At 64.6% G+C, this 23,308-nt stretch carries 20 protein-coding genes; 9 read left to right on the forward strand and 11 right to left on the reverse strand.

Annotated features, from left to right (window positions below; genetic code table 11):
- Positions 1–19 precede the first annotated feature (19 nt).
- The 6 genes from ACOQPI_RS05970 to ACOQPI_RS05995 form a co-directional block, all read right to left on the reverse strand.
- Positions 20–1,252, reverse strand: a complete 1,233-nt coding sequence (locus tag ACOQPI_RS05970) for a cytochrome P450 (protein WP_420618772.1) — start codon at positions 1,250–1,252, stop codon at positions 20–22.
- A gap of 29 nt (positions 1,253–1,281) precedes the next feature.
- A complete protein-coding gene (locus tag ACOQPI_RS05975; protein WP_420618773.1) occupies positions 1,282–2,652 on the reverse strand; it encodes an ABC transporter substrate-binding protein in 1,371 nt (456 codons plus the stop codon).
- Between the two features lie 137 nt (positions 2,653–2,789).
- Entirely contained in the window at positions 2,790–3,587 is a 798-nt protein-coding gene (locus ACOQPI_RS05980) for an ABC transporter ATP-binding protein (protein ID WP_420618774.1), read from the reverse strand.
- Positions 3,584–4,414, reverse strand: a complete 831-nt coding sequence (locus ACOQPI_RS05985) for an ABC transporter ATP-binding protein (RefSeq protein WP_420618775.1) — start codon at positions 4,412–4,414, stop codon at positions 3,584–3,586. Before ACOQPI_RS05985 ends, ACOQPI_RS05980 begins: the two co-directional genes overlap by 4 nt.
- Positions 4,411–5,754: a branched-chain amino acid ABC transporter permease gene (locus ACOQPI_RS05990; protein WP_420618776.1), complete on the reverse strand. Its 1,344-nt coding sequence runs from the start codon at positions 5,752–5,754 to the stop codon at positions 4,411–4,413. The genes ACOQPI_RS05985 and ACOQPI_RS05990 overlap by 4 nt, the downstream gene beginning before the upstream one ends.
- A gap of 37 nt (positions 5,755–5,791) precedes the next feature.
- On the reverse strand, positions 5,792–6,700 hold the full coding sequence (locus ACOQPI_RS05995) for a branched-chain amino acid ABC transporter permease (RefSeq protein ID WP_420618777.1): 909 nt from the start codon (positions 6,698–6,700) through the stop codon (positions 5,792–5,794).
- Positions 6,701–6,817: 117 nt separating this feature from the next.
- On the opposite strand from ACOQPI_RS05995, the gene ACOQPI_RS06000 reads away from it, so the two are divergent.
- Positions 6,818–7,381 carry a nuclear transport factor 2 family protein gene (locus tag ACOQPI_RS06000; RefSeq protein ID WP_420618778.1) on the forward strand — a complete coding sequence of 188 codons (564 nt, stop codon included), beginning with the start codon at positions 6,818–6,820 and terminating at the stop codon, positions 7,379–7,381.
- Positions 7,382–7,394: 13 nt separating this feature from the next.
- On the opposite strand, the gene ACOQPI_RS06005 is transcribed toward ACOQPI_RS06000, so the two are convergent.
- Positions 7,395–8,189 (reverse strand): SDR family NAD(P)-dependent oxidoreductase, encoded by a 795-nt coding sequence (locus ACOQPI_RS06005; RefSeq protein ID WP_420618779.1) that lies wholly within the window; start codon positions 8,187–8,189, stop codon positions 7,395–7,397.
- Positions 8,190–8,216: 27 nt separating this feature from the next.
- On the opposite strand from ACOQPI_RS06005, the gene ACOQPI_RS06010 reads away from it, so the two are divergent.
- Positions 8,217–9,278, forward strand: a complete 1,062-nt coding sequence (locus ACOQPI_RS06010) for a hypothetical protein (RefSeq protein WP_420618780.1) — start codon at positions 8,217–8,219, stop codon at positions 9,276–9,278.
- Between the two features lie 40 nt (positions 9,279–9,318).
- Positions 9,319–9,825, forward strand: coding sequence for a UGSC family (seleno)protein (locus ACOQPI_RS06015; protein WP_420620994.1), 507 nt, complete (start codon positions 9,319–9,321; stop codon positions 9,823–9,825).
- Positions 9,826–9,887: 62 nt separating this feature from the next.
- Here the strand turns inward: ACOQPI_RS06015 and ACOQPI_RS06020 are convergent, their stop codons facing one another.
- Positions 9,888–10,817, reverse strand: a complete 930-nt coding sequence (locus tag ACOQPI_RS06020; RefSeq protein ID WP_420618781.1) for a tyrosine-type recombinase/integrase — start codon at positions 10,815–10,817, stop codon at positions 9,888–9,890.
- A gap of 591 nt (positions 10,818–11,408) precedes the next feature.
- Between ACOQPI_RS06020 and ACOQPI_RS06025 the strand changes: the two genes are divergently transcribed.
- Entirely contained in the window at positions 11,409–13,439 is a 2,031-nt protein-coding gene (locus tag ACOQPI_RS06025; RefSeq protein ID WP_420618782.1) for a fibronectin type III domain-containing protein, read from the forward strand.
- 445 nt (positions 13,440–13,884) lie between these two features.
- On the opposite strand, the gene ACOQPI_RS06030 is transcribed toward ACOQPI_RS06025, so the two are convergent.
- Positions 13,885–14,118 carry a hypothetical protein gene (locus ACOQPI_RS06030; RefSeq protein WP_420618783.1) on the reverse strand — a complete coding sequence of 78 codons (234 nt, stop codon included), beginning with the start codon at positions 14,116–14,118 and terminating at the stop codon, positions 13,885–13,887.
- A 1,027-nt stretch (positions 14,119–15,145) separates the two neighbouring features.
- On the opposite strand from ACOQPI_RS06030, the gene ACOQPI_RS06035 reads away from it, so the two are divergent.
- The 3 genes from ACOQPI_RS06035 to ACOQPI_RS06045 all read left to right on the forward strand — a co-directional run bounded on the left by ACOQPI_RS06035 (position 15,146) and on the right by ACOQPI_RS06045 (position 17,285).
- A complete protein-coding gene (locus ACOQPI_RS06035; RefSeq protein WP_420618784.1) occupies positions 15,146–15,451 on the forward strand; it encodes a transposase in 306 nt (101 codons plus the stop codon).
- Positions 15,451–16,299, forward strand: a complete 849-nt coding sequence (locus ACOQPI_RS06040) for an IS3 family transposase (protein ID WP_420618785.1) — start codon at positions 15,451–15,453, stop codon at positions 16,297–16,299. Before ACOQPI_RS06035 ends, ACOQPI_RS06040 begins: the two co-directional genes overlap by 1 nt.
- A 638-nt stretch (positions 16,300–16,937) precedes the next feature.
- Complete coding sequence (locus tag ACOQPI_RS06045) at positions 16,938–17,285, forward strand: hypothetical protein (protein WP_420618786.1); 348 nt, start codon at positions 16,938–16,940, stop codon at positions 17,283–17,285.
- Between the two features lie 137 nt (positions 17,286–17,422).
- Here the strand turns inward: ACOQPI_RS06045 and ACOQPI_RS06050 are convergent, their stop codons facing one another.
- Positions 17,423–18,280 (reverse strand): PAC2 family protein, encoded by an 858-nt coding sequence (locus ACOQPI_RS06050; protein WP_420618787.1) that lies wholly within the window; start codon positions 18,278–18,280, stop codon positions 17,423–17,425.
- A 64-nt stretch (positions 18,281–18,344) separates the two neighbouring features.
- Here ACOQPI_RS06050 and ACOQPI_RS06055 point away from each other — a divergent pair, with 64 nt between their 5' ends.
- Positions 18,345–19,145: an SDR family NAD(P)-dependent oxidoreductase gene (locus ACOQPI_RS06055; RefSeq protein WP_420618788.1), complete on the forward strand. Its 801-nt coding sequence runs from the start codon at positions 18,345–18,347 to the stop codon at positions 19,143–19,145.
- A gap of 68 nt (positions 19,146–19,213) precedes the next feature.
- Complete coding sequence (locus ACOQPI_RS06060; protein WP_420618790.1) at positions 19,214–19,723, forward strand: (2Fe-2S)-binding protein; 510 nt, start codon at positions 19,214–19,216, stop codon at positions 19,721–19,723.
- Here ACOQPI_RS06060 and ACOQPI_RS06065 read toward each other — a convergent pair.
- Entirely contained in the window at positions 19,699–23,307 is a 3,609-nt protein-coding gene (locus ACOQPI_RS06065; RefSeq protein WP_420618791.1) for a hydantoinase B/oxoprolinase family protein, read from the reverse strand. The two genes, ACOQPI_RS06060 and ACOQPI_RS06065, sit on opposite strands and share 25 nt — an antisense overlap.
- Between the last annotated feature and the right edge of the window lies 1 nt (position 23,308).

A 23,308-nucleotide genomic window follows, 5' to 3' on the forward strand; every position in this document is an offset into this window, starting at 1 on the left:
CGTCCTTGCTTGGGCCGGTTCAGGCGGCAGGATGGAGAACCACGTCGAGGGTCTCGGGGGAGCGGAGCACGATGCCGGTGTCGGGGGGCACGTCGTCGGCAAATTCGAGGTGGTCGAACCGCTCGACCAAGTACTCCAGGGTCCGCTCCATCTCCAGCTTGGCCAGCAACGAGCCGGTGCAAGTGTGGGGGCCGGCGCCGAAGGCCCGAACCGGGCCGATTGGGGTGTAGTTGGGCCGCTCGGCGCCCTCGAAACGGCCCACGTCGAACTCCCCGGGATTATCGAAGCGGTCGGGGTCGTGATTGGCGCTGGCGATGAAGCCCATGAGCTTGTTCTCTGCGGGGATCACCGTGCCGCTGACCTCCATGTCTTGCTTGGTCATGCGCACAATGGCCTGCACTGGGGGGCGGAAGCGGAGAATCTCGGTGGCGGCCGAGCTGGCCAGCGAGGGATCGTCCTTCAGGCGCTGCCACTGCTCGGGCTGCAAGATGAGGTGTTTGACCAGGTTGGCCAGCGCCCGGTCGGTGGTCTCGATGCCCGCTGACAGCAAGAAAGCGGTGAAGCTGCGGACTTCGTCGTCGGACAGGCGCTCGCCCTCGTACTCCATGGAGCACAGGTCGGACAGCAATTCGTCGCCGGGACAACCGCGGCGCTCCTCGATGCTGGGAGTGACGAAGTCGTAGAGCTCGTCCCGAGCGGTCTCTCCTTTGGCGTGTACTACCGGGTCTTGGGCGAAGTTGGAAGTTCCCGCGGCAACGATGTCGTTGTACCAATTCCGGAAGTTGCTGGCCGCTCCCATGTCCATCAACTCGGCTATGGCCCCCAGAGGCACCGGCTCGGTGAGCCCGGTGCGCAAGTCGGCCACCTCGGGGGCCACCGGCAGTTCGTCGCCGTACTCGTGGACCAGACCGGAGACGATCTCCTCGATGGTGGAGCCGAGGTAGCGGGGGCCGCGCAGGCGCTTGGCCAAGATGGCATCCTTGCGGCGGTGCTCGTCGCCCGACATCTGCAAGATGGCCCGGCCGAAGATGCTGGACGTGCCCGGCCGGTTCATCAGCGCCCCGAAGTTCTCGGTGTCCTCCAACATGGCGGTGATGTCGTCCCACCGCGTGAGCACCCAGGCCTGGAGCGGTTCAGCCCACACCACCGGTGCCTCTTCCCGCATCCGGCGGAAGGCCGGATAGGGGTCGGCCCCCACGTTGTCGGTCAGATAGGCGTTGAAGTCTTCAGCGACCGATCTGGAATCCGGCAACGTGGGGGCCTTTCGATTAGTCGATTCGGCTAGCCGATCTCGATGCCGTACTCGCCGTCGAAGCTGTCGGCGTAGAAGCTGAACGGATTGGCTGGCACCATGCCGCCGGAGGCGGTATCGAGCGAGAACGCCGCGCCGCACTGGCTGTGGTTGCTGGCGCTCCAGTCGATCGGGCAGGTGATGCCCATGGTGTCGAATGTGCCCTTCAGAGCCTCGGTCAGGCTCTCGCGGCTCAATTCGCCGGTCTCCGCAGCCCGCTCTACGGCCTGGTGGAACACGTAGCCGTTGAGGAAGCCGTGGGAGAAGTTCAGGTTCAGGTGCTCGCCGTCGTAGCCGGCCAGCGTTGCACACCGCTCCATCTCAGCCGAGGCTGCGATGTTGTTGTTGGCGGTCATGAAGGAGTGGATGCCGAAGGTCTGGTCGCTGACCGACTCCGGCCCCTCGGTCCAGATCGAGTTGGCCGCGATGCCGTGGATGCCGATGATGGGGACATCGGTTATACCCACGTCGGCCATGCCCTGCATGACCACCAGGCCAGCGCCCGGCGAGCCGTGGAGGGTCACGTAGTTCACGCCCTGGTTATCGATGCCTTCTTGCAGTTCCACCATCTGGGCGGTGACCTCAGTGGCACCAGGCGCCACGTACAGGGTGTTGACGTAGGTGCCGCCACCCTTGAGTACCGACTGCTCGACGTAGGCGGCAAACTCGGTGCCGGAGGGCACCTCAAGGCTGATGCCCATGACCACGGCGTTCTCGATGCCGCCGACGGTGGCAGCAATGTGGCCGGCGGCGAGGTCGGCCTGGTCGCCGTAGTGGGCCAGATTGTTGAAGTACTGGTCACCCTCGAGCTGGATGTCAATGGTCTGGGGTGGGCCGATCACCGGCAGGTTCAGGGCCTCGACGTCGGGCTGGAGCTGGGTGCTGATGTGCGAGCCGCCCAAGCCGAGCAGGGCGATCACCTTGTCGTCTTCGGTGAGCTTGGTGAAGTTGATCGCGGCGTTGTCGGCGTTGAACTGGTCGTCCTCGGGCAGATAGTCGATCATCCTTCCCAGGACGCCGCCACTCTCGTTAACGCACTCGAAATAGGCCTCGATGCCGTGGCTGTTGAACGACTGCGACGAGGCGGTCGGACCGGTCAGGTCTCCCATCCAGCCGACCTTGATCGAGTCGGAGGTAACCCCGTTGTCCGGGTTGTCGGGCACCGTCATCTCCATGGGCTCTTCTTCCGCTGGAGCGGGCGCCTCAGTGGGCGCCTCGGTCGGTGCCGGAGCGGGTGCTTCCTCTTCCGCAGGCGCTGGTGCTGGTGCAGCACCACCGTCGTCATCATCGTTGCCACAGGCTGCTGCGATCAGTGCGAACGCAAACAGGGCTGCAACAAGCTTCAGCCAGCGTCGAGTCATGGGTTCCCCTCTTCCCTCGAGAGTTGTGGTGGTCAGTGTTTTTTGTTGGCAATCCAATAGTTGACAATCCAACAATTGGAAGTCCTGCGCGGAACCCTAATTGACAACGGGCGTCAGGGGCCAAATGTGTGGCGAACTCAGTTCTCGGCCATCTCGGTTCCGAGGTAGGCGGCGATCACCCGCTCGTCTTGCTGCATCTCCGCTGGCGTCCCCTCTGCAATCTTCTGGCCGAAGTCCAAAACCATCACATGGTCGGCGATCGACATCACCACGCTCATGTCGTGCTCGATGAGGAACACCGTCATATCAAGCTCGTCTTGGGCGGCGTAGATGTAGCGGATCATGTCCTGCTTCTCGTCCACACTCATGCCGGCCATGGGCTCATCCAGCATCAGCAGCTCGGGCTCCATGGCCAGCACTCGGCCGAATTCGACCCTCTTCTGCACGCCGTAGGGCAAATCACCCACCGGCTCTCGTTTAAAAGCGCCCAGGTCCAGCAAGTCCACCACTCGTTCAATAGCCTGGCGGGCGGCCAGTTCCCGCTTCACTGCTCGTCGGGTGAACAGGCCGCCCTCGATGAGCCGGGTGTGCTCGTGGATGTAGCGGCCCAGGAGCAGGTTGGTGAGCACGTTCTCGCCCATGAACAGACCTAGGTTCTGGAACGTCCGGGCCACCCCCAGCCGGGCGATCTGGAAGGGGCGGTAGGACAGCAGATCCTCAGAGGGCTTGCCCGCGGGATGGAATTGCACCTGGGCGCCGGGCAGCGGCTTGTAGACGCCGGAGATGGCGTTGACCAGCGTGGTCTTGCCTGCTCCATTGGGCCCGATCAAGGCGAACAGGGAGCCTCGCTTGACGTGGCCGTCGATGGCGTCGCAGGCCCGCACGCCACCGAACTGCACGGTGAGGTTGTCAAAACTCAGGATCTCGTCGCTCATGACTCAGATACCGGTGGTCGTCGGCCATGGGATTCCGGCCTGCGACTGGGCCGCTCGATAGCCGCGTAAGAAGTGTGGGCCTCCCCGCCGCCGCCCAGATACAGCTCCTGCACCATGGGATTGCCCCGGAGCTCATCGGCGGAACCCTCGATCAGCACCCTGCCCAGTTCGAGGACATAGGCATCGGCGGCGTGCTGTAGTGCCAAGCTGGCGTTCTGCTCAATCACCAGGATGGACGTGCCCCGCCTCTCGTTGATCTCGGTGAGCAGTTCGAACAGGCGATGCACGATCTTTGGGGCCAGGCCCAGCGACAGCTCGTCGCAGATCAAGAGGGCTGGATCCGACATCAGCGCCCGTCCCACCGCCACCATCTGCTGCTCACCGCCCGAAAGCAAACCAGCGGTCTGATTCAACAGCGGCCGAAGCTGGGGGAACAGCTCCAGGTTCTGTTCCAGGGAATCATCGATGGCGTCGACGTCGGAGCGACTGGCCGCCCCGCACAGCAGGTTTTCCTTCACGGTGAGGTTGGGGAACAGCTTGCGGCCCTCTGGTACTTGGGCCACGCCGGCTTTCACGATGTCGGGACTCTTCTTGCCCAGGATCGACTCGCCCCCCAGCGTGATGTTCCCCTGGCGCACTCGGCCCTTATGGAGATAGAGCAGGCTGGTGATCGACCGGACCAAGGTGGTCTTGCCCGCGCCGTTGGCCCCCAAGACGGTGACGAACCCGCCGGGGGGCACGGTTATGTTCACGTTGTCCAGCGCAGTGACGCCCCCATACACCACGGTGAGGTCTTGGATCCGCAGGTCGAGTCCGTCAGAGCTCATGGCCCTCTCCTCGCCAGAGAACGGCCAATCCAGCCCTTGACGTCCTTCCACAGCCCGGCCAGCCCATCGGGCTTGAACATCAAGATGATCACCACCAAGAACCCCTTGATGGCCAAGTCGATCTCGCTGGGGTAGTCGCTGAGGAAGTCGATATCCCTCACGATCCAGAGTTCCTCTCGGGCCCACTTGAACCACTCGGGAAGGAACCAGAAGAACGCTGAGCCGAAGATGGCCCCCTGGATGCTGGAGAAGCCGCCGACCACGATGATGATGGCGTAGTTCAAAACGGTCTGGACGTTGAAGCTGTCCTCTCCCCGAGAGCCGATGTAGAAGGAGGCCAGCACACCAGACATGGACACAACCGCAGAAGACAGGGCAAAGGCCAAAAGCTTGGATCGAGCCACGTTGATGCCCAGCAGCGAGGCGGACACATCTCGGTCGCGTACCGCGGCGAAGGCCCGCCCCTCCCGGGTCCGAACCACGTTCACCATGAACAGAATCGACAGCACCGTGATGGGCATGAGCACCCAGTACCACCGGAATTGACCGGTGATGATGAACTCGCCGTTGTCGTCAGGGTCGATGCCGGGCAGCCAGTGCAGCCACGAGGCGATCCGCGGGGAGTTCTCGCCCTTGAAGCGGATGCCGACGAAGCCGAAGTACTCCTGGAGGTATTCCCGCCACACCAGCATCATCACGAAGTGAAATCCGAAGGTGGCCAGCAGAAGGTAGAGGTGCTTGAGCCGCAGGGCGGGCAGACCGGAGATTGCGCCCACGACGGCTCCGGCCAAAGCCGCAGCGGGCAGGGCCACCCACATATTCCCGCCGCTCCACTGCACACCGACGATGCCGCCGACGATGCTGCCCAAAGCCAAGAACGCCACGTGGGCCAGGCTGATCTGGCCGGAGTAGCCCACCAGCAGGTTGAAGGCCGCGGCACCCATGGCGAAGATGAGCACCAGGTTGACCACCGCGAACCATGTGGCCCAGGGGAAGTCCATGGGAGGGGTGAAGTCGGAGGCCAAAATGAAGGGCAGAACCAGGAGTCCGAAGGTGGTAACCGCGGCCCACGACCGGTCGCTGGGAGTGCGCCACAGCCGCATGTCCTCTCGGTGGGTTAGCTCGCCTCTGGGGGTCCACACCCAGGCCATTCGGGCCACCACGGCCAAGACCACCACCGTGATCAGCGCCTTCCACCAGAAGTTCACATTCTCAGTGGTGGCGCCCAGGATGAATGGGACTACCGCGGCGATTGCGAACGGGAGTAGCCGCTGGACGGGCGACGGGCGGTAAGTCGGGGAATCCTCTTGCTGGGGAGCGGGGTTCTCGACAGCCGTCATTGTCCGCCCCGCAAGAATGCGCCATTCAATCCCCGGCTCATACCCGCTCCAGATCCTTGCGGCCCCACAGACCGGTCGGGCGCACCAGCAGCACCACGAACATCACCGAGAAGGCCACCGGTTCACGCCACTTGGTGCCCAAGTGCCCGTTGGCGAACTGCTCGATCACCCCTACCACCAGGCCGCCCACAATGGAGCCTCCCAGCGACGTGAGCCCGCCGACTACCGCGGCGGGGAAGGCCCGCAGTCCGATGGCCTCGATGCTGCGATCAATGGCGCCGGTGACGTGGCCGAACAGCAGTCCCCCAACGCCGGCCATGACCATGGCCGCAGCCCAGGTCATGGCGTACACCTTGTCGGGGTCGATTCCCATGGCCGCGGCGGCCTCGATGTCGTCGGCCACTGCCCGCATGTGCAGGCCCAGTCGGGTGTACTTGAAGAAGAGGAAGAACAGCAGCACGCACGCTGCCACGACACCGAAAATGATCAAGTCGACATACCTCACGGTGGCGCCGCCGACTTCGAAGCTGCCCTGGGGCAACAGGTCGAGGCGGGCTCGCTCCGTCGGGCCGTAGAAGATCAGCAAGAGGGCGCGGATGATCGTGGCGATGCCCAGGGTTATCAGCACAATGGCGAAAAAGCCCTGGCCCACCATTCGTCGCATGATCCCGTAGTGGACCAGCAAGCCGAAAACCAGCATGACCAGCAGCAGCACGAATACGCCCAAGAAGAAATTGAGATTCTCGGAAATCAAGAACGTCAACGCGAAGTAGGCCCCGAGCATCAGGAACTCCCCGTGGGCCAGGTTCAAGACGTCGGTGCTCTTGTATACGAGCACGAAGCCGAGGGCTACCACGGCGTAGATGGCACCGAGGGCCAAACCGCCGATCAAGAGCTGAAGGTTGACACTCGGATCGGCTGTGAAGTTGCCAAAGGCTAGAAGCATGGCCCCCCTAAGTTGACCGGGCGTTGCTGGCCAACGGAGAGCGACGGTAGTTTTCGCTGGCTGGTATCAGCAAACCAGGCTGGGGCAGCAGAACTTCGCGAACGGAGAGGAAACGGTATGACTGGCGCATCTGAGGGCTTGGCCGAGCGCATTGCCCAACTGGAAGCTCGGGAGGAAATCCGGGAGCTTGTGGCCCGCTACGGCATGGCGGTGGACGACCGGGACGTCGAGGGGCTGGCCAACATGTTCACCTCTGACGCAAGGTTTGGCTTGGCCGACGGCATGGTGGCCAACCAGGGCCGACAGGCGGTGATCGACTTCTACACCGAGCGCATGGCCGCGTTCGGGCCCACCTACCACTACCCCCACAGCCAGGTCATCGAGTTCGACCCCGACCAGCCCGGCAGCGCCACCGGCATGGTCAACGCCCACGCCGAACTGGCTCTCGACGGGCGCACGCTGATGACCGGCTTGCGCTATTTCGACGAGTACCGGGTGGAAGACGGGCAGTGGCGCTTCGTGGAGCGGAAGGTGGCCATGATCTATTACATGGACATGGCCGCGCTGGTGGACGGCGGCCTGTCGGAGTCGGACCGCAAGCGCTATTTCGGCACGGTGGGACCGTCGGAGCTCCCCGAGAGCCTCGACACCTGGCAGGAGTTCTTCGCCGAGGTCGGCTGAGCCTCGGGTTTGGTCAGGCCACCGACATGCCGCCGTCGATCACGATGGCGGTGCCGGTGGTCCACGACGACTCGTCGGATGCCAAGTGCAGGGCGAGTTGGGCAATGTCAGTGGTGGTGCCGAGGCGGCCGATGGGGTGGCGGACCACGGCGGCTTCGATCATCTCGTCGACAGTGGCGTCGGCCGACACGGCGGCGGTGGCCGAGAACCCGCCCCGCTTCTCGTAGGTGGCCCGCACCAGGGGGGTGGGCACCGTTCCCGGGCAGATGGCGTTGACCCGGATCTTGTCAGGCCCGTAGTCCACTGCCATCTGCCGGGTGAGGCCGATCACCCCGGCCTTGGCCGCGGCATATGCGGCGATGCCCGGCACGCCGATCACCCCGCCGACGCTGGCCTGGAGCACCAGCGAGCCGCCGCCGGCCTCGATGAGGTGGGGGATGGCGTACTTGACCGACAGCCATTTTCCGGTGAGGTTCACCCCGATCACTCGATTCCACTCCTCCAAGCTGAGATCGCCGGCCCGGCCCGGCCCGTCCACCCCGGCGTTGGAGTACACCGCGTCGAGGCCGCCGAAAGCGGCCACTGCCTGTTCGGTCATGGCCTGGCAGTCGTCGGGCTGGGTTACGTCCACCCGCAGGCTGATGGCCGCATCTCCGATGTCGGCCGCGGTGGCCGCCGCGGCGTCGCTGTTGATGTCGGCGCACATCACCCGGGCTCCCTCGGCAGCAAACAGCTGGGCCGCGGCCTTGCCGATGCCCGAGCCCGCCCCGGTCACGATGGTCTTCTTGCCTGTCAGTCTTCCGGTCACGGCCGGTGACCCTACTAGCGTCTCGGCATGGCTCAGGAGTTGATGCTCGACGCGGGGGACGTGCAAGAGGAGTTCTTCGACCGGGGGTGGACCGATGGGCTGCCCGTGGTTCCGCCCACCCCGGAACGGGTCCAGGCCATGCTCGACCACGCTGGTTTGGCCGCGGGCGACATTGTGGGCCGCGTGCCGGAGCGGTCTCGGGAAGTAACCGCGGAGAAGGCGGCCGTCAACGCGGTGATGGCCGGTTGCCGTCCCGAGTACTTCCCGGTGGTTTTGGCCGGCTTGTCGGCGATGTTCGACCCCCAATTTGGGTGCCACACCGTGGTGACCAGCACTGGCGGGGCTGCGCTGTGCGCGGTGGTGAGCGGGCCGCTGGTGGCTGAACTGGGGTTCAACTCCTCACGCAATGCCCTGGGGCCGGGCCACCGGGCCAACGCCACGGTGGGGCGGGCATTGCGGCTGGTGGCCATGAACGTTCTGGGCGCCCGGTCGGACACCCTTGACGGGTCGTCGCTGGGCCATCCCGGCAAATACACCATGCTGGTGGCCGAGGAGCCCCCGCCTGAGGGGTGGCCGCCGTTGCGGATGGAGTTGGGCTACGACGAGGCCGACACCACGGTGACCATGTTCCCCTCCGAGAGCCTCCATCAAGTGGCCAACCACCTAAACGGCGATCCCGAGGGGATCTTGTTGACCTTCGCCGCCGCCATGACCAACCCGGCCACCTACGCAGTGGCCAAGAAACACCAAGTGCTGCTGGTGATCGGCCACGAGCACCGCCAGATTCTGGCCGAGGCCGGATGGACCAAGCAGATGGTGCGGGAATTCTTGACCGAGCACAGCAGGGTGACCCCCGAGCACTTGAACGCTGGCGGCGTCTTGCAGGAGTTCACCGCCCAGAACGACATGACTCCTGACCCCGACGGCAAGCTCAACACGGTGCGGGGCTCGGAGGACATTTTCCTGGTCACCGCGGGCAGCCCGGGGGCGGGCTGGTCGGCCTATATCCCCAACTGGGCCCCGGTTGTGCACTCGGAGGCCGTCACCCGCAAGGTGGCCGCGCCCGGCGATGGGCTACCCTTGGAATGAGAGAGGAGCTTGTGTGTCGTCAGTAACTGTTCTGTCTCCGGTGTACGAAGAAGCCCAAATCGATGAGGTGGCGATGGCCCCTCGCTTCACTCCCAGCGAGCCGGTAGTCATCGGGGTGATCGACAACGCCAAGAACAACGCCAAAGAGCTGCTCACCTACGTGGCCGAGGGCCTGCGCGACCGCCTCCCCGTGGCCGACATCGTGGTTCACTCCAAGTCGGCCGCCGGCAAGCCCATCGACGCCGACGACGCCGAGATGCTGGCCGCCCGCTCTCACCTCATCATCTCCGGCTTGGGCGATTGAGGTGCCTGCACGGCGTGCAGTCTGCACGACGCCGTCCACATGGAATCCCGAGGCATCCCCTCAATGCTGCTGATCACCGAGCCGTTTGAGCCGGTGGTTGAGTCCTTCGCCCCCACCGTGGGCATGGCCACCTACCCCGCAGTCACCGTCCCCCACCCCGTCTCCACCCTCGACGACGAGTCCCTCCAAAAACTGGCCACCACCATCATCGACGAAGCCGTCGCCCGCCTGACAGCGGCGTAGCCGGCCCGCAGCCGTCTAGGCCCTAATCCCCGGAGCCTGGGAGGAATCCCTGGAACAGGGAATCAGGGGCTGTTGGTTTTAAGGTATTGGGCGGCGGGGGTGTGTTGGGCTTGGATGCGCCGTGCGTAGTGGGCGGCGGTCTGGGGGGTGTGCCATCGGCCGGCGAGCATGAGGCCGCTCATGTTGATGCCTGAGGCGGTGAGGTCTTGGGCCATGCCCACGCGCGGGGAGTGGGTGGAGATTCCGGCGGGGTCGATGCCGGCGTCTCGGGCTGCGGCTTGGATGCGCCGACGGGCGGTGCTGGGCGAGAAAGCGAAAATGCGGGCATCGGGATCGGAGCCTGCTGGCCTGAGGCGTTCGAGGGCTTGCGCGGCGTATTCGGATATGGGAACGGCGGCGCCTTCGCCGGTCTGGTCGGTTTTGGAGCGGCCGATCCATATGGTGGCCAGCCCTTCGCCCTCGGGGCGTTCAAAATCCCCCCAGGTAAGGGCCAACATCTCTGCGCATCTCAGGGCGGCGTCGTGTGCGACTGCGACCATGGCGATGTCGGTGTTGGCGCGCTTTCGGGCTTGTGCGTGGGTTTCCAGCCTCCCGCCGGGCTGGTTGTGTCTCGGTACCGGGGCGGCTGCGATTTGTCGTATGTGCTCCCAGCGCAGGGGGCTGGCCTGGCGGGTGGTGACGCCCCGTTCAGCGGCATCTCGGGCCAGCCCGGCCATGATCAGCCGTACCCGGTGGTCGCGGGCCGGGTTGGCGCCGGGCCGGTTGCGGAGTTTGTAGGCCACCGCGGCTAGGTAGGTGCGCAGGGTGGCCATTTTCTTGCCCTGCCTGTAGAGGTCGGCCAGCCAGCGCTGGATGTTCTTGACGGTGGCCTTCGCGATCTTTTGGCCGTTTGCGGCTGCCCAGCGGGCCCAGCTGTTCCATCCGGTTCTATAGGTCTTGTGGGTGTTGGCGGAAAGCGCCGCGGTTTCGGCCTGGGCTATCAGATCGTCCAAGCAGCAAAAGGCAAGGGCGGCACCGCTTTTTACGGCGCTATGCGAATCTGTGTGGCTGGGGGGGGGGGGGTGCTTCATCGCCGTTTTCCTAGCCGATACTTTCAACCCAACACGAGCCGAATACCAGAAAACTCACCGGGTCAAGCGTGGCTCTATGCGGCGGATAAATGCCTTTATTGGTTAGCTCAGACATAACGCGCCTGTCAACCCCTCCCCTGAAGCGAGCTGGCACAGCCCCGCTGCCCGATGCGCAGAAGCGAGTGTGACCAGGCGAAACAACCCGAGAGATGGTTCAGCTATGTCTTCGGGAGAACAGACTCCCTGCCGCTGGGTCAGCACCGACTGGTTTGAGGTCGGTGCTGAGCGCACGGCCGCGGTGTCCTCCCCCGGTCTGAGAAGAACCCGTTCCTTGCCCGCCTTCTCTGGTCCAGTGAATCCCCAGATGGAACCAAGCGCAGGCACCTGCTGATCCAGCAATCCCCGCCAGATCCGGACGGTTTACAACGCGGTGGATAAAGGCATTTATCTGTCGAATATCCGAACTCTCAGGAGATATGGAGAACTCGATCTAGCCCGAAGGGGGCCGCCAAGATGACCGCATTTGCCAAGCGCCCGAGCCGGAAACTGCTTTTGGCCTTTTTGTCGATGCTGCTGGTGGCCAGCGGCCTTGTGTACGCGCTGCCCGACAGCACGCCTGTCGCCGAGGCCCACGACATCACCAACACCTACCAGAAATGCGTTCAATCGCCGTTTGGCGAGCTGTGCGAGACAGTCACCCAGACGGTGGGCCACGCCCATTGCTGGAACGGCTCTGTGGTGATAATAGGCTCCTGCCCGCCGGTGCCTGACCTGCCGAACCCGAATCTGCCCTGCGGCGGGGCCACACCATGCCCAGGGGTAACAACCCCAACCCCAACCCCCGACCCTGCGCCCGATCCGACGCCCACCCCTGCGCCGGCTCCACCGCCGTGCAGCTTCCTATCCCACCGTCACAGCCCAACGGGGGCCTGCCACTGGACGCTCAAACCGTGCAACGGGAGCCACATCGACCACGACGCGACCTGCCCGCCCAAGCCCACGACAGAGCCAGACCCCAACGACGGCGGCGACAACGACGGCGGCGACAACGACGGCGGCGACAACGACGGCGGCGAGAACCCGGCCTGCGCCCGTGAACGCTCTGGATGCCCCAAAGACCCCGAGCCGGTGACCAACGAGAACCCGGCCTGCGCCCGTGAGCGCTCTGGATGCCCCAAAGACCCCGATCCGAAGCCCGATCCGAAGCCCGACCCGAAGCCCGAGCCCCCTGCCGGTGTGACGTGCCCGAATGGGTATGAGTACGGAACTGGCACTAACGGCTGGACGCCGCCGCGCGCTGCGCCTGCGGGCCAGTTCTGGGTTAGCACCAGGGCCACTCCCACATGGCCGGTGCATGAGTGCTGGCAGCTCCGCGCCGGGAGCTGCCCGAACGGGCAAACGCTGGCCCACGCTGTCTACAGCAAGACTCCCAACCGGCTTCGTGTCGGCTATGCAGACCTTCCGGCGAGGCCTACAGGCACCAGATGGAACCAGGAGTCAGCCAACGCAGACTATGCCTGTTACAAGCTCGTAGAGGCCGAAGGCTTCTTCAAGTTCGTCATCAACGGCGTTGTGCATTATCTGAAAGAGGGAGCGAAGTTCGTTGATGGCGGCGTTGAGTATGTCGTCAAGAACGGGAAACGGGCCATTGAAATAGCAACGGGCTATGTGCTCTCGGCAGCAGAACAAGCGGCCAAAGCTACGGCAGATGCGGCTATAAAAGCTAACAACCTCATTCACAGCACGCTATGCACCTATGCGGGAGCAACGGCTGTATCGGTGCTGGGCTTTGTTAAAACTTATGCGGCCGCCCAATCAGCGATAGGCACGATAACAACCGCTGTGACGGCAGCAGCGACAATAAAAGCAGCATTTGTAACGGTCGCAATAGCGGCTGCCATTGGGGCTTATTGTGAATTAGTTCCTGGTACCAGAACTGGTTCAGCGCAGAAAGCTTCGGTTCCTGGGCCTGTTTCGAGTTTGAAGGTGAAGGTGGGTGATGAGCAGGTCGGGGTTTCGTGGTCTGCTTCGTCTACGGTTCCTGCGGCTGGTTTTGGGTATCGGGTGCAGTGGAAGAAGTCGTCTGGTCAGACTTGGGCTGAGTCTGAGGCTGCGGATCAGTTCGAGGATTTGGAGCATGGTTCGGATTTGGCGACTTCGTACACGGTCAGCGGGCTTGTGGGGGGTTCGGCCTATGACGTGCGGGTGGCGGCGTTCAACGGCCAGGGGTTCTCTGATTGGGTTTCTGGTACTGCCACCCCTGCGAAGCCGAAGCCTTCTTTGGTGTTCGATTCTGTTTCGTGCGAGTCGTCGGGGTCGGGCTGGGTCATCTCGGTTTCTTGGAGCAAGACCCCCGAAACCCTCAAACCCGACATCTGGGCGAACGAGGCGAAGAACCGCGGCCACCGCGGCCGCCAGACCGCGGTTGCGGGCACCTCGACGACGTTCGACGTGCCAAGCGCCGGTTGGTATCAAGTCGGCATGCAAGCCAAGATCGCCGGAAACAAAAAGGTGGGCGACAGCGAGCCGGTGCGCTGCCGATAGAACCGCACCCCCGGAAGGCCTGAGGCCGCTAAACCCGCCGAGGCCCGCCGGGCCGCTGTGGTGGCCCTGAGGCCCGCTCAGCGAGACCGCAACCGACAACAACTTCAGAGCACCCGCACCCAACTCCACCGAGACCGAATCCAACCGGGCCCAAGGGCTCCCAAGCAAACCCCAGCCTGGAGGCTCTGATACGTGGTGGCCGTTGCGGGCACACACAGCAGCCGTCTCCCTAACGAGTGCAGTGGCGCTCGTCAGGGAACCCGCGGCTTCTGTGGGATTTGTGCTCGCAACAATTTTCGTCGTGCATGACGCCGGATTTTCGGGGTGTTGAGATGAAAAATTGGGCGGGGCCTCACCCCCAGGAGGGAACCCAAAACCCCCCGGCAAGGGGCCTAACCGAGAAGGGGCGGTAACCTTCGAGCTGATACACAAGTGGTTGGAAGGGTCAGCTGATGCGCTGCTTCAGCGCCCGCGACCTGGCCCGGATCGACTTGCACCTTGGACACCACTTGTAGCGGGCCGGGATCGCAGTACCGCAGCCCAAGCATGATCGGCTGGCGGGCGGGGCGGTGAGGATGCCGGGGTCAGCGCACCGGGCGCACACACCGGACTTGTCCGGGCGCCGGGTGAGGCGACCGCACATCTGACAGGGCTCGGGGTCGGGCCAAAGTTCCCGCATTGGCGCTCATCCGATCCGCTGGACCGCGGTGGGACCGCACCGGGGGTGCCGCCGCGGCCCGGTCTGGCGTGCTCAGTCGCCCCGGGTCGTCTATAACGGCGCAGAAGTTTTCACGATTTAGCCTGTACTGGTCTGGTACTGCTGCCTATTTGGGGTAATGATGCCGCTGCTATTAGCTGGAATTGGCGGGATAACAGGGTTTGAGCTCAAAGAGCAGCGGTCTGTATTTTGGCTTGCCAGCCATCGTCTGACCTAGGGATATGAGCGCAGCGGCTGGATATAGAATATGGGAGATATAGACTGCGGGGAGGCACTTGTGCGCTAGATATAGGACAAATGGGGGCTTGTTTGGTGGGGTTGTGGTGCGAATAGGGGCACTGTGGTGGGGGGCTGTTATAGGTCATGCCCCGACCATAGCTCCCTCTTTACTCGCGGGGCTCGGGGGTGCTCGGCCCCGGAGCCGCCGACGCGCTGAGCGCCGTACTAGCTCCCGGTTCCCACTTTTGTTGCTAGCGCCCTAGGCCCCCACAGCGGGGTTTTTCCCCAGCGGTCAGGCTTGCGAGAAGCCAGACAAGACCAGCGGCAGCGCCGACCACCCACGACAACCAGACCTTCGAGTTTCGAGCTTTGCGCAGGATGTGAGTAAGCGTCATGCCATCACCGCGGCAGCACGCGTTTACCGACCCAGCGGAAGGCGCACCAAAGCAGGACGGCTGGTGCTAGGAGGATCAGACATCTCACGCCGAAGTGCATATCCGCGAACGGCGACCAGGGAGCATTGTTTGGGAAAGTTGCAATGATGCCTACGCACACCAAGACCAAGCCGTAATGGAAGACGAGGTAGGCGCGTTGAGCGTTGTTCAAATCTTTGAACCGCGGGGCTTTCGGAGTGTGAGTAACAGTCATGTAGGCAGGGTAGCCGGTAGCGCCGGGTGAACCGCCCTGGTATGGCCGGAGGGGCTGGTGGTCCACGGGTTTTGCGTAGGTTTGTTGTTGGATTCTGCTGTCATGGTCCTGGGGAGGTTCTATGGCGCCGAGGGGTTATCCGGCGGAGTTCCGGCAGCGTGTGGTCGATCTGGTGGAGGCGGGGCGGCCTGTCGCGCAGGTCGCTGCGGAGCTGGGGATCAGCGATCAGTCGATCTACGCGTGGCGCCGGCAGGCGCGCATCGATGCCGGGGTGGAGGCGGGGCTGACAACTGCTGAGAAGGCCGAGCTGGCGGCTCTGCGGAAGCGGGTGCGAGAGCTTGAGACGGAGTTGGCGATCTGTCGGCGGGCGACGGAGTTGCTGAAGGCCGATGGCGACTCAAAAAAAGGTTCGCGGCCATCCGAGTGATGGCCGCGGAGGGATTCCCGATTGAGAGGGCGTGTTCGGTGCTGGGGGTGTCGGTGTCTGGATACTACAGCTGGCTTAGGCGCCCGCCGTCGGCGCGATCGGTCAGGCATGCGCAGTTGAGCGAGGTGGTTGGGCAGATCTGTGCCGGCTCCCGGCAGACCTACGGGGCCAAGCGAGTTCACGCCGGGTTGACCCTCGGCCGAGGGATCGCCGTGTGCCGCCAGACGGTCGAGACGCTGATGCGCCGTGCCGGGCTGCGGGGCGTGTCAGGCCGCCCGAAATACCGCAAGATCGCCCATGCGGCGACGGCGTCGGATCTCGTCGACCGCGACTTCGCCCGTTCCGATCCGGATCGGCTACAGGTGACCGACATCACAGAGCACCCCACCCGGGAGGGCAAGGTCTACTGCGCCGTCGTGCTCGACGTGTTCAGCCGCCGCGTCGTCGGCTGGTCGATCGACTCGAGGCCGACCGCGGCGCTGGCCGCCAACGCTCTGGGGATGGCGATAGACCGCCGGCAGCCGACCAAAGGCGAGACCGTGATCCACAGCGACCACAGCACGCAGTTCACCTCATGGGCCTTCACCAAAAGAGCACTCGACTCAGGACTGGTTCCGTCAATGGGCTCGATCGGGGATTGCTTCGACAACGCGATGATCGAGTCGTTCTGGTCACGCATGCCGGTCGAGCTCCTCGACCGGCAGCGCTGGCGCACCCGCATCGAGCTGGCCAACGCGATCTTCGAGTATCTCGAGATCTGGCACAACCGCCAGCGACGCCACACATCGCTTAGCATGCTCACACCAGTCGAGTTCGAAGCCCGACATCAGCAATCACCGGCAGCGTGAATCCACTATCAGCCCTACGCGAAACCCAGGGACACCCACAGCCTGCATAAAACCCGGGGAGGTTCAACCCGCCCCGCGGATTGGCGCATCTGGTGGCGGGCCAGCGCCGAGGTGGGGAAGCTGACGTGTACTGGCGGGAACGGCGACGACATAGCATCGCCGCGCTATAGTGGGCGGTGGAGTTGGGGGGACTCGAACCCCCAAGGAGTGAGCTTTGGAGGCTGTCCTTGCACCATGCCAGCCCCACCAACGGAGATCCTATCGATCTCTTTGGAACAGCGTCGGATCATATGATTCGGCGCTGTTCTACTTGTAAAGCATTGAAATATACTAAAAGCCGTTACTTCCAGGGGTCGCGGGAGGAAGGCTTCGAATTGGGTGGCGAGGTCGTCGCCGGTGGGGGTGGGGGTTCAGCTTTTCGTCGCCGACATGCTGGTGGTTAGCGCTTCACAGCAAGCGGCTACCCTGACGGCATGGTTTCAGCCCAGACACCGGAGACTGCCAAGCCCCGCAACCCCCAGCGGCCACGCGGGCGATCTCCCCTTGTCGCGTGGATCGGCATTGGAGCAGGCGTTATCTTTGGCGTTCAACCCCTCCTCGACCTTCTCCCGCTACCGACCTGGCTTAGGGGCCTGCTAATGCTCAGCGTCATGTTTGCAGCCTTTGGTGCGTTTCTTCGCGTCATGAGGCGGCGATACCCCGACGATCCCCGATACGGCCGATTCGTCAAGGACGGGCCCGATGCCGCGAATCTTGTCGCAAATGTCGGCATTGGAGGGGGAATGTTCCTGGCCCTCTACCACCTCCCGCTACCGGTCTGGCTTGTGCAGCCGCTGATTTTTGTCGCCGCTCTGGCAGTGTTAGATGTGTTTCATCGCTTTATGGGGCGGCGATACCCCGACGATCCCCGTTTCGGCGGATCAATTATGGCCGTATTTGTTGGATTATTCGCGGCCCTGCTTTTTCGCGTTATGGGGCGGCGATAGATTTTGGGCTACCTAATGAAATCCCGTGGGGTTTCCCTGCGGTCAGATGTGTTGACGGGTTGGGCGCTTGCTCCATCGTTCATAGATTGCTGCTGAGTGTGCGTTGGGTCTTGGCCCCTGCTGGCTCTGGCCGGCGTCTACTTCCAGGGGTCGCGGAGGAAAGCCTCGAATTGGGTGGCGAGGTCGTCGCCGGTGGGGAGGAGGTCGTCGGCCTCGTCGATCTGCCGTTCGAGTTGGGCGACGTAGTCCTTGAGGTCGTCGTCCCCCGCGACCGCAGAGTCCACTCGCTCCCGCCAGGCCGCGGCGGCCTCGTCGAGCTCGGCATGGTCGGTGATGATGCCGGTGATCAGCTCGAACCGCTTGAGCAATGATCGGGTGGCCTCGGGGTTGGGCGGTCCGGGCACGTAGTGGGGCACTGACACCCGCAGGGAGATGACCGGTATTTGAGCCCGGTCCAAGCCGTCGTGGAGCGCGCCCACCAGTCCGGTGGGGCCCTCATACGTGGGGCGGCCCAAGCCGAACATGCGGGCCAGTTCGGCGTTGGTGGAGCTGCCCACCACCCCCAGCGGACGGGTGTGGGGGGCCAGGCCGACCATGGCGCCCAGGGTCACTACCAGCCCAGCCCGGCACTCGGTGGCCACATCCACCAGGTAGTCGGCGAAGGTCCGCCACCGCAGGTGGGGTTCCACTCCGTCCACCACCACCAGGGGATGCTTGGCGCCGTAACGCTCCACCGCATGCACCTCGGTGTTCGGCCAGTCGATGACCCGCCGGCCGTTGTCGTCTAGTCGCACCTCGGGGCGACGATCCTGAAAGTTGAAGAACTCTTCGGAGTCAATGCGGGCCAACGGCTCGACACCGTTCGCGCTCTCCTTCATCAGCCGCACTGCGGTGGTGGCAGCGTCGGCCGCGTCGAACAGACCCTCCAAAGCCACCACCATTACCGGGTTGGATTGGGTGGGTTGGTCCACCAGCCATTCCAGCTCCACCGCCATGGCCCAAGACTCGCACCGGCGCGGCGGTGGGGCAAGCCGAATAGCGGTAAGACAGACTGGGAATATGGAAGGGCTCGGAGTGTTCGACCTGAGCGGGCGGGTGGCATGCGTCACCGGGGCGGCCAGCGGGATCGGCGAAGCTGCGGCAGAGACACTGGCCGCCGCCGGGGCCGCGGTGGTGCTGGGCGACATCGACGGCGACGGGGCTGACCGCACCCGTGACCGCATCGTGGACGGGGGTGGACGGGCGGTATCCCGGGTAACCGACACCACGCAGTCGGATCAGGTGAGTGCACTGTTGGCCGCCGCGACCGACGAGTTCGGCCGGCTGGATGTGATGGCCAACGTGGCCGGGGTGGGCAGCTATGGCGACGTGGTGGACGTGACCGAGGCCGAGCTCGACCGGGTTCTGGCCATCAACTTCAAAGGGGTTTTCTTCGGCTGTCAGGCGGCCATGAGGGTCATGGGCCCTCAAGGGTCGGGTTCGATCATCAACGTGTCGGCCACCGCCATCAACACTCCGGTGGGAGGCCTTTCGGTCTACGCAGCCACCAAGGCGGCGGTGGCCATGCTCACCCAGTCGCTGGCGGTGGAGGCCGGACCCATCGGCGTGCGGGTCAACACCATCGCCCCCGGCTTCACGCTCACCAATTTCGTGGGCGGGCATCTGCGGGACGCCGAGGGCCAAGTGGATCCCGCCGAGATGGACAGTTACCTCAAGCTGATGCGGGACCGATCCCCGCTGGGCGAAGTGTGCGATGCCTCTGACCAGGCCAATCTCATCTGGTTTTTGGCCTCCGATGCCTCCCGCTATGTGACCGGCCAGATCCTGCGGGCCAATGCGGGCCAGAGCATTACCTGGTAGCTGATGGTGCCCCGGAATTCGGTCTGCCAGGCGAACGTCCATCGGTTAGCACCTGGTAGTCAGCGTCGATGAGCCCCACACGAACCGTTCAGCTCCAGGCCAACGGGGTGGATTACGCCGCCGAAACAGAGACCCGCACGACTCTGGCCGACTTCCTGCGCCGCCAATGCGGGCTGACCGGCACCCATCTGGGGTGCGAGCACGGTGTGTGCGGCACCTGCACGGTGCTGGTGGACGGCGCTGCGGTGCGTTCGTGCCTGATGCTGGCGGTGCAGGCAGGTGGGTGCGAGGTGGCCACCATCGAGGGGTTGGTTGATGCGTCCGATCCGGGCAACCCGGTGTTGGGGCCGATCCAACAGGCCTTCGCCGATGCCATGAGCTTCCAGTGCGGCTTCTGCACGCCGGGCATCGTCATGTCCACAGTGGCGTGGCTGGCCCAACGACCTGCCGATGCCGAGGAGCCAAGCGATGCTGAGATCCGGGAGTTCCTGTCCGGCACCTTGTGCCGCTGTACCGGCTACACCAGCATCGTCGAAGGCATCCGCTTGGCCGCTCAGCGATCCTCGGGCGGTCCGTAGCCTCCGCCGCCGGGGGTGGACACTTCGAAACGGTCTCCGGGCTCAACCTCGGTGCGAAACACGCCGGGATGGGTTTCAACGGTGCCGTCAGACCTCAGTATGCGGTTGATCCCGACGGCGCCGGGCGAGCCGCCCTCGATGCCGTAGGGGGCAACGTCCCGCCGGGAGGACAGCACGTTGAGGCTCATGGCCTCTTCGAATCGAGTGCGGCGCACCACCCCGTCGCCACCCCGGTGGCGGCCCGCGCCACCGCTGCCCTGTCGGATGGAGAAGTCCTCCACCACCACTGGATGGCGCTGCTCCAGCACTTCGGGGTCGGTGAGACGGGCGTTGGTCATCCCGGTGTGCACTGCGTCGCAGCCGTCCCGCCGGACGGTGGCCCCCGCGCCCCCGCACACCGTCTCGTAGTACTGGTGTCGCTCGTTGCCCCACACCACGTTGTTCATCGTCCCCTGAGAGGCGGCCACCGTGCCCACTGCACCGAACAGGGTGTCCACGATGTGCTGAGAGGTCTCCACATTCCCGGCGAACACTGCGGCGGGCTCGACGGGGCTGATCATGCTGGGCGACGGCATGATCAACTCAACCGGTTCCAGACAACCGCTGTTGAGTGGGATGTTGTCGTCAACCAGACAGCGCAGCACGTAGAGCACTGCGGCTCGACACACCGGGTGGGGGGCGTTGAAGTTCCCTGGGTGCTGGTCGCTGGTTCCGGTGAAATCGACGGTGAGTCTCTGTTGGCCGCGATCTATGCGCAATGCCACCGACACTCGGGAGCCGTCGTCGAACGCAACGGTAAACGAGGCGTCTTCCAGGCGATCGATCAGGCGTCGGACCGACTCGGCGGCGTTGGCCCTCACATGGTCCATGTAGGCATGCACCGTCTCCAAGCTGTAGTAGTCGATCACCTCGTCCAGGGAGACGGCTCCCTTCTGGCAGGCGGCCAGCTGGGCTTTGATATCGGCGATGTTGACGTCGGGATTGCGGGCCGGCCACTCCGCGCCGGTGAGCAAGTCTCGGATCTCTGTCTCCTGGAACCGCCCGCCCCGGGCCAGAACGTCGCCATCGAACAGCACGCCCTCCTCGGAGATGTGCGAGGCGTCGGCGGGGGCTGAGCCGGGGACTGTGCCGCCGATGTCGGCGTGGTGGCCGCGCGACGCGGTAAAGAACAAGATCTCATCGCCGTCGGCATCGAATACCGGCATGACCACGGTCACGTCGGGCAGGTGGGTACCGCCGTTGTAGGGGGCGTTGGTGATGAAGGCGTCGCCCGGCGCCATTTCGGGATGGCGGGCGATGATCGCCTTGACCGCCATGTCCATCGAGCCCAGGTGGACCGGCATGTGGGGGGCGTTGGCGATCAGCTCGCCGTCGGGGTCGAACACCGCACAAGAGAAGTCCAGTCGCTCTTTGATGTTCACCGAGGCGGCGGTGTTCTCCAGGGCCACCCCCATCTGCTCAGCCACATTCATGAAGAGGTTGTTGAAAATTTCCAGCATTACCGGGTCGGCATGAGTGCCCACGTCTGCACCGGTGCGGGGGGCTATGCGGCGCATCACTAGTTCGCCGCTTGGGGCCACTGCCGCGGCCCAGCCCGGTTCAACCACCGTGGTGGAGTGGGGGTCGACGATGACCGCGGGGCCGTCTACGGCTGTCCCCGATCCCAGCTCGGCCCGGTCGAAGAAGGAGATGTCATGGGCCTGTCCCTCGAAGCTGGCCTCGTGGTTGGCCAAGGGGCTGGGTTCGGGCGATGAACCGTAGATGGGCTGTTCGGCCAGGGTCTCCGACAGGCTGCTGCGGCCGATGGCTTCCACTTGGATCGACTCCAGCACGATCGGCGTCTCTGGGGAGGCGAATCCGAAGCGGGTCTGGTGGAGGTTTTCGAAAGCTGTCACCACCGGCCGGTAGTCGTCGGCAGCCACTTCAAGTGCGGTGTCAGATCCCTCGTATCGCAAGAAATAGCTGGCTTCAATGTGAATGTAGGAGTGGGGCTGGTCGGCGGCCACCTCGGTGTAGGCCGCTGCGGCCAGCTCCCCGATGTCGGTGGCGATGGCGCCCAGCAGCTTCTCGTTGAGGGTTTGGCCCACCGCTCGCTCGGTTACCGAGCGCACGTCGGCCAGGCCGATGCCAAGCGCCGAGAGCACTCCGGCGTGGGGGTGGATCAACACGGTGGACATGCCCAGTTCGTCGGCCACCCGACAGGCGTGCTGGCCGCCAGCGCCACCGAAGCAGGCCAAGGTGTAAGCGCTCACGTCATGGCCCTGCTGCACCGAGATGGTCTTGATGGCATTGGCCATGTTCTGCACCGCCACATCCAAGAACCCCTCAGCAGCCCTCTCTGGGGTCCACGATTGTCCGGTGGCCTGGGTGATGGCCGCAGCCAATTCGGCGAAGGCGGTCCGGGCCGCGGCGGCATGGAGTGGCTGGTCGCCGCGAGGGCCGAACACTGCCGGAAAGTGGTCGGGGTGCAAGCGGCCGAGAACGACATTGGCGTCGGTCACGGTGAGCGGACCGCCGTTGCCGTAGCAGGCCGGGCCGGGTTCGGCGCCGGCCGAGTCGGGACCCACCCGGAATCGGCTTCCGTCGAACGACAGGATCGAGCCGCCCCCGGCGGCCACGGTGTGGATCAAGATCATCGGCGCTCGCACCCTGACCCCGGCAACGACGGCATCGGTAGTGCGCTCGAAGCGGCCGTCGTAGTGGGATACGTCGGTGGATGTGCCGCCCATGTCGAACCCGATCAGGCGGTGGTGGCCGGCAGCCTCACCGGTGCGGGCCATGCCCACCACCCCGCCGGCCGGGCCGGACAACAGTGCGTCCTTGCCCCGGAAGTGGTCGGGGTGGGCCAGCCCGCCGTTGGACTGCATGAAGAAGAGCGACGTGTCGATCTGGTCTTCCACCGTTTGGATGTGACGGCGCAGCACCGGGGTGAGATAGGCGTCGGCCACGGTGGTGTCTCCCCGGGGCACCAGGCGGATGAGCGGGTTCACCTGATAGCTGGCTGAGACATGCTCAAACCCCACCTCGGCGGCGATCTCGGCCAGGCGGGCTTCGTGATCGGGATAGCGATAGCCGTGTACCAGCACGATGGCCGCCGACCGCAATCCAGCTCGGTGGGCCGCGGCCAGCTGCTGTCGGGCGTCGTCCTCATCTAGCGATCGCTCGGCGGTGCCGTCGGCCCGCACTCGTTCGTCCACCGTTATTACCTGGCTGTACAACATGTCGGGCAGCACGATGTCGAGGGCAAAGAGGTCGGGCCGAGTCTGGTAGCCGATGCGGAGGGCGTCGGCGAAGCCCCGGGTTGTGACCAGCACGGTGGGCTCGCCCTGGCGCTCGAGCAGGGCATTGGTGGCCACGGTGGTGCCCATCTTCACCTCGGCCACTTGGTCCGACGGGATCGGCTCGTCGGCGCTCAGCCCCAGCAGGGTCCGGATGGCTTCGATGGCGGCGTCGCGGTATCGGGGGCTCTCCGACAGCAGCTTGACGGTGGTGACGTCGCCATCGGGTGTTCGGGCCACGACGTCGGTGAACGTGCCTCCCCGGTCGATCCAGAAACTCCAACCCTTAGGCATCGCGTCGGCCATG

This window comes from Candidatus Poriferisocius sp. (assembly GCF_965219815.1).
GTDB lineage: Bacteria > Actinomycetota > Acidimicrobiia > Acidimicrobiales > Bin134 > Poriferisocius.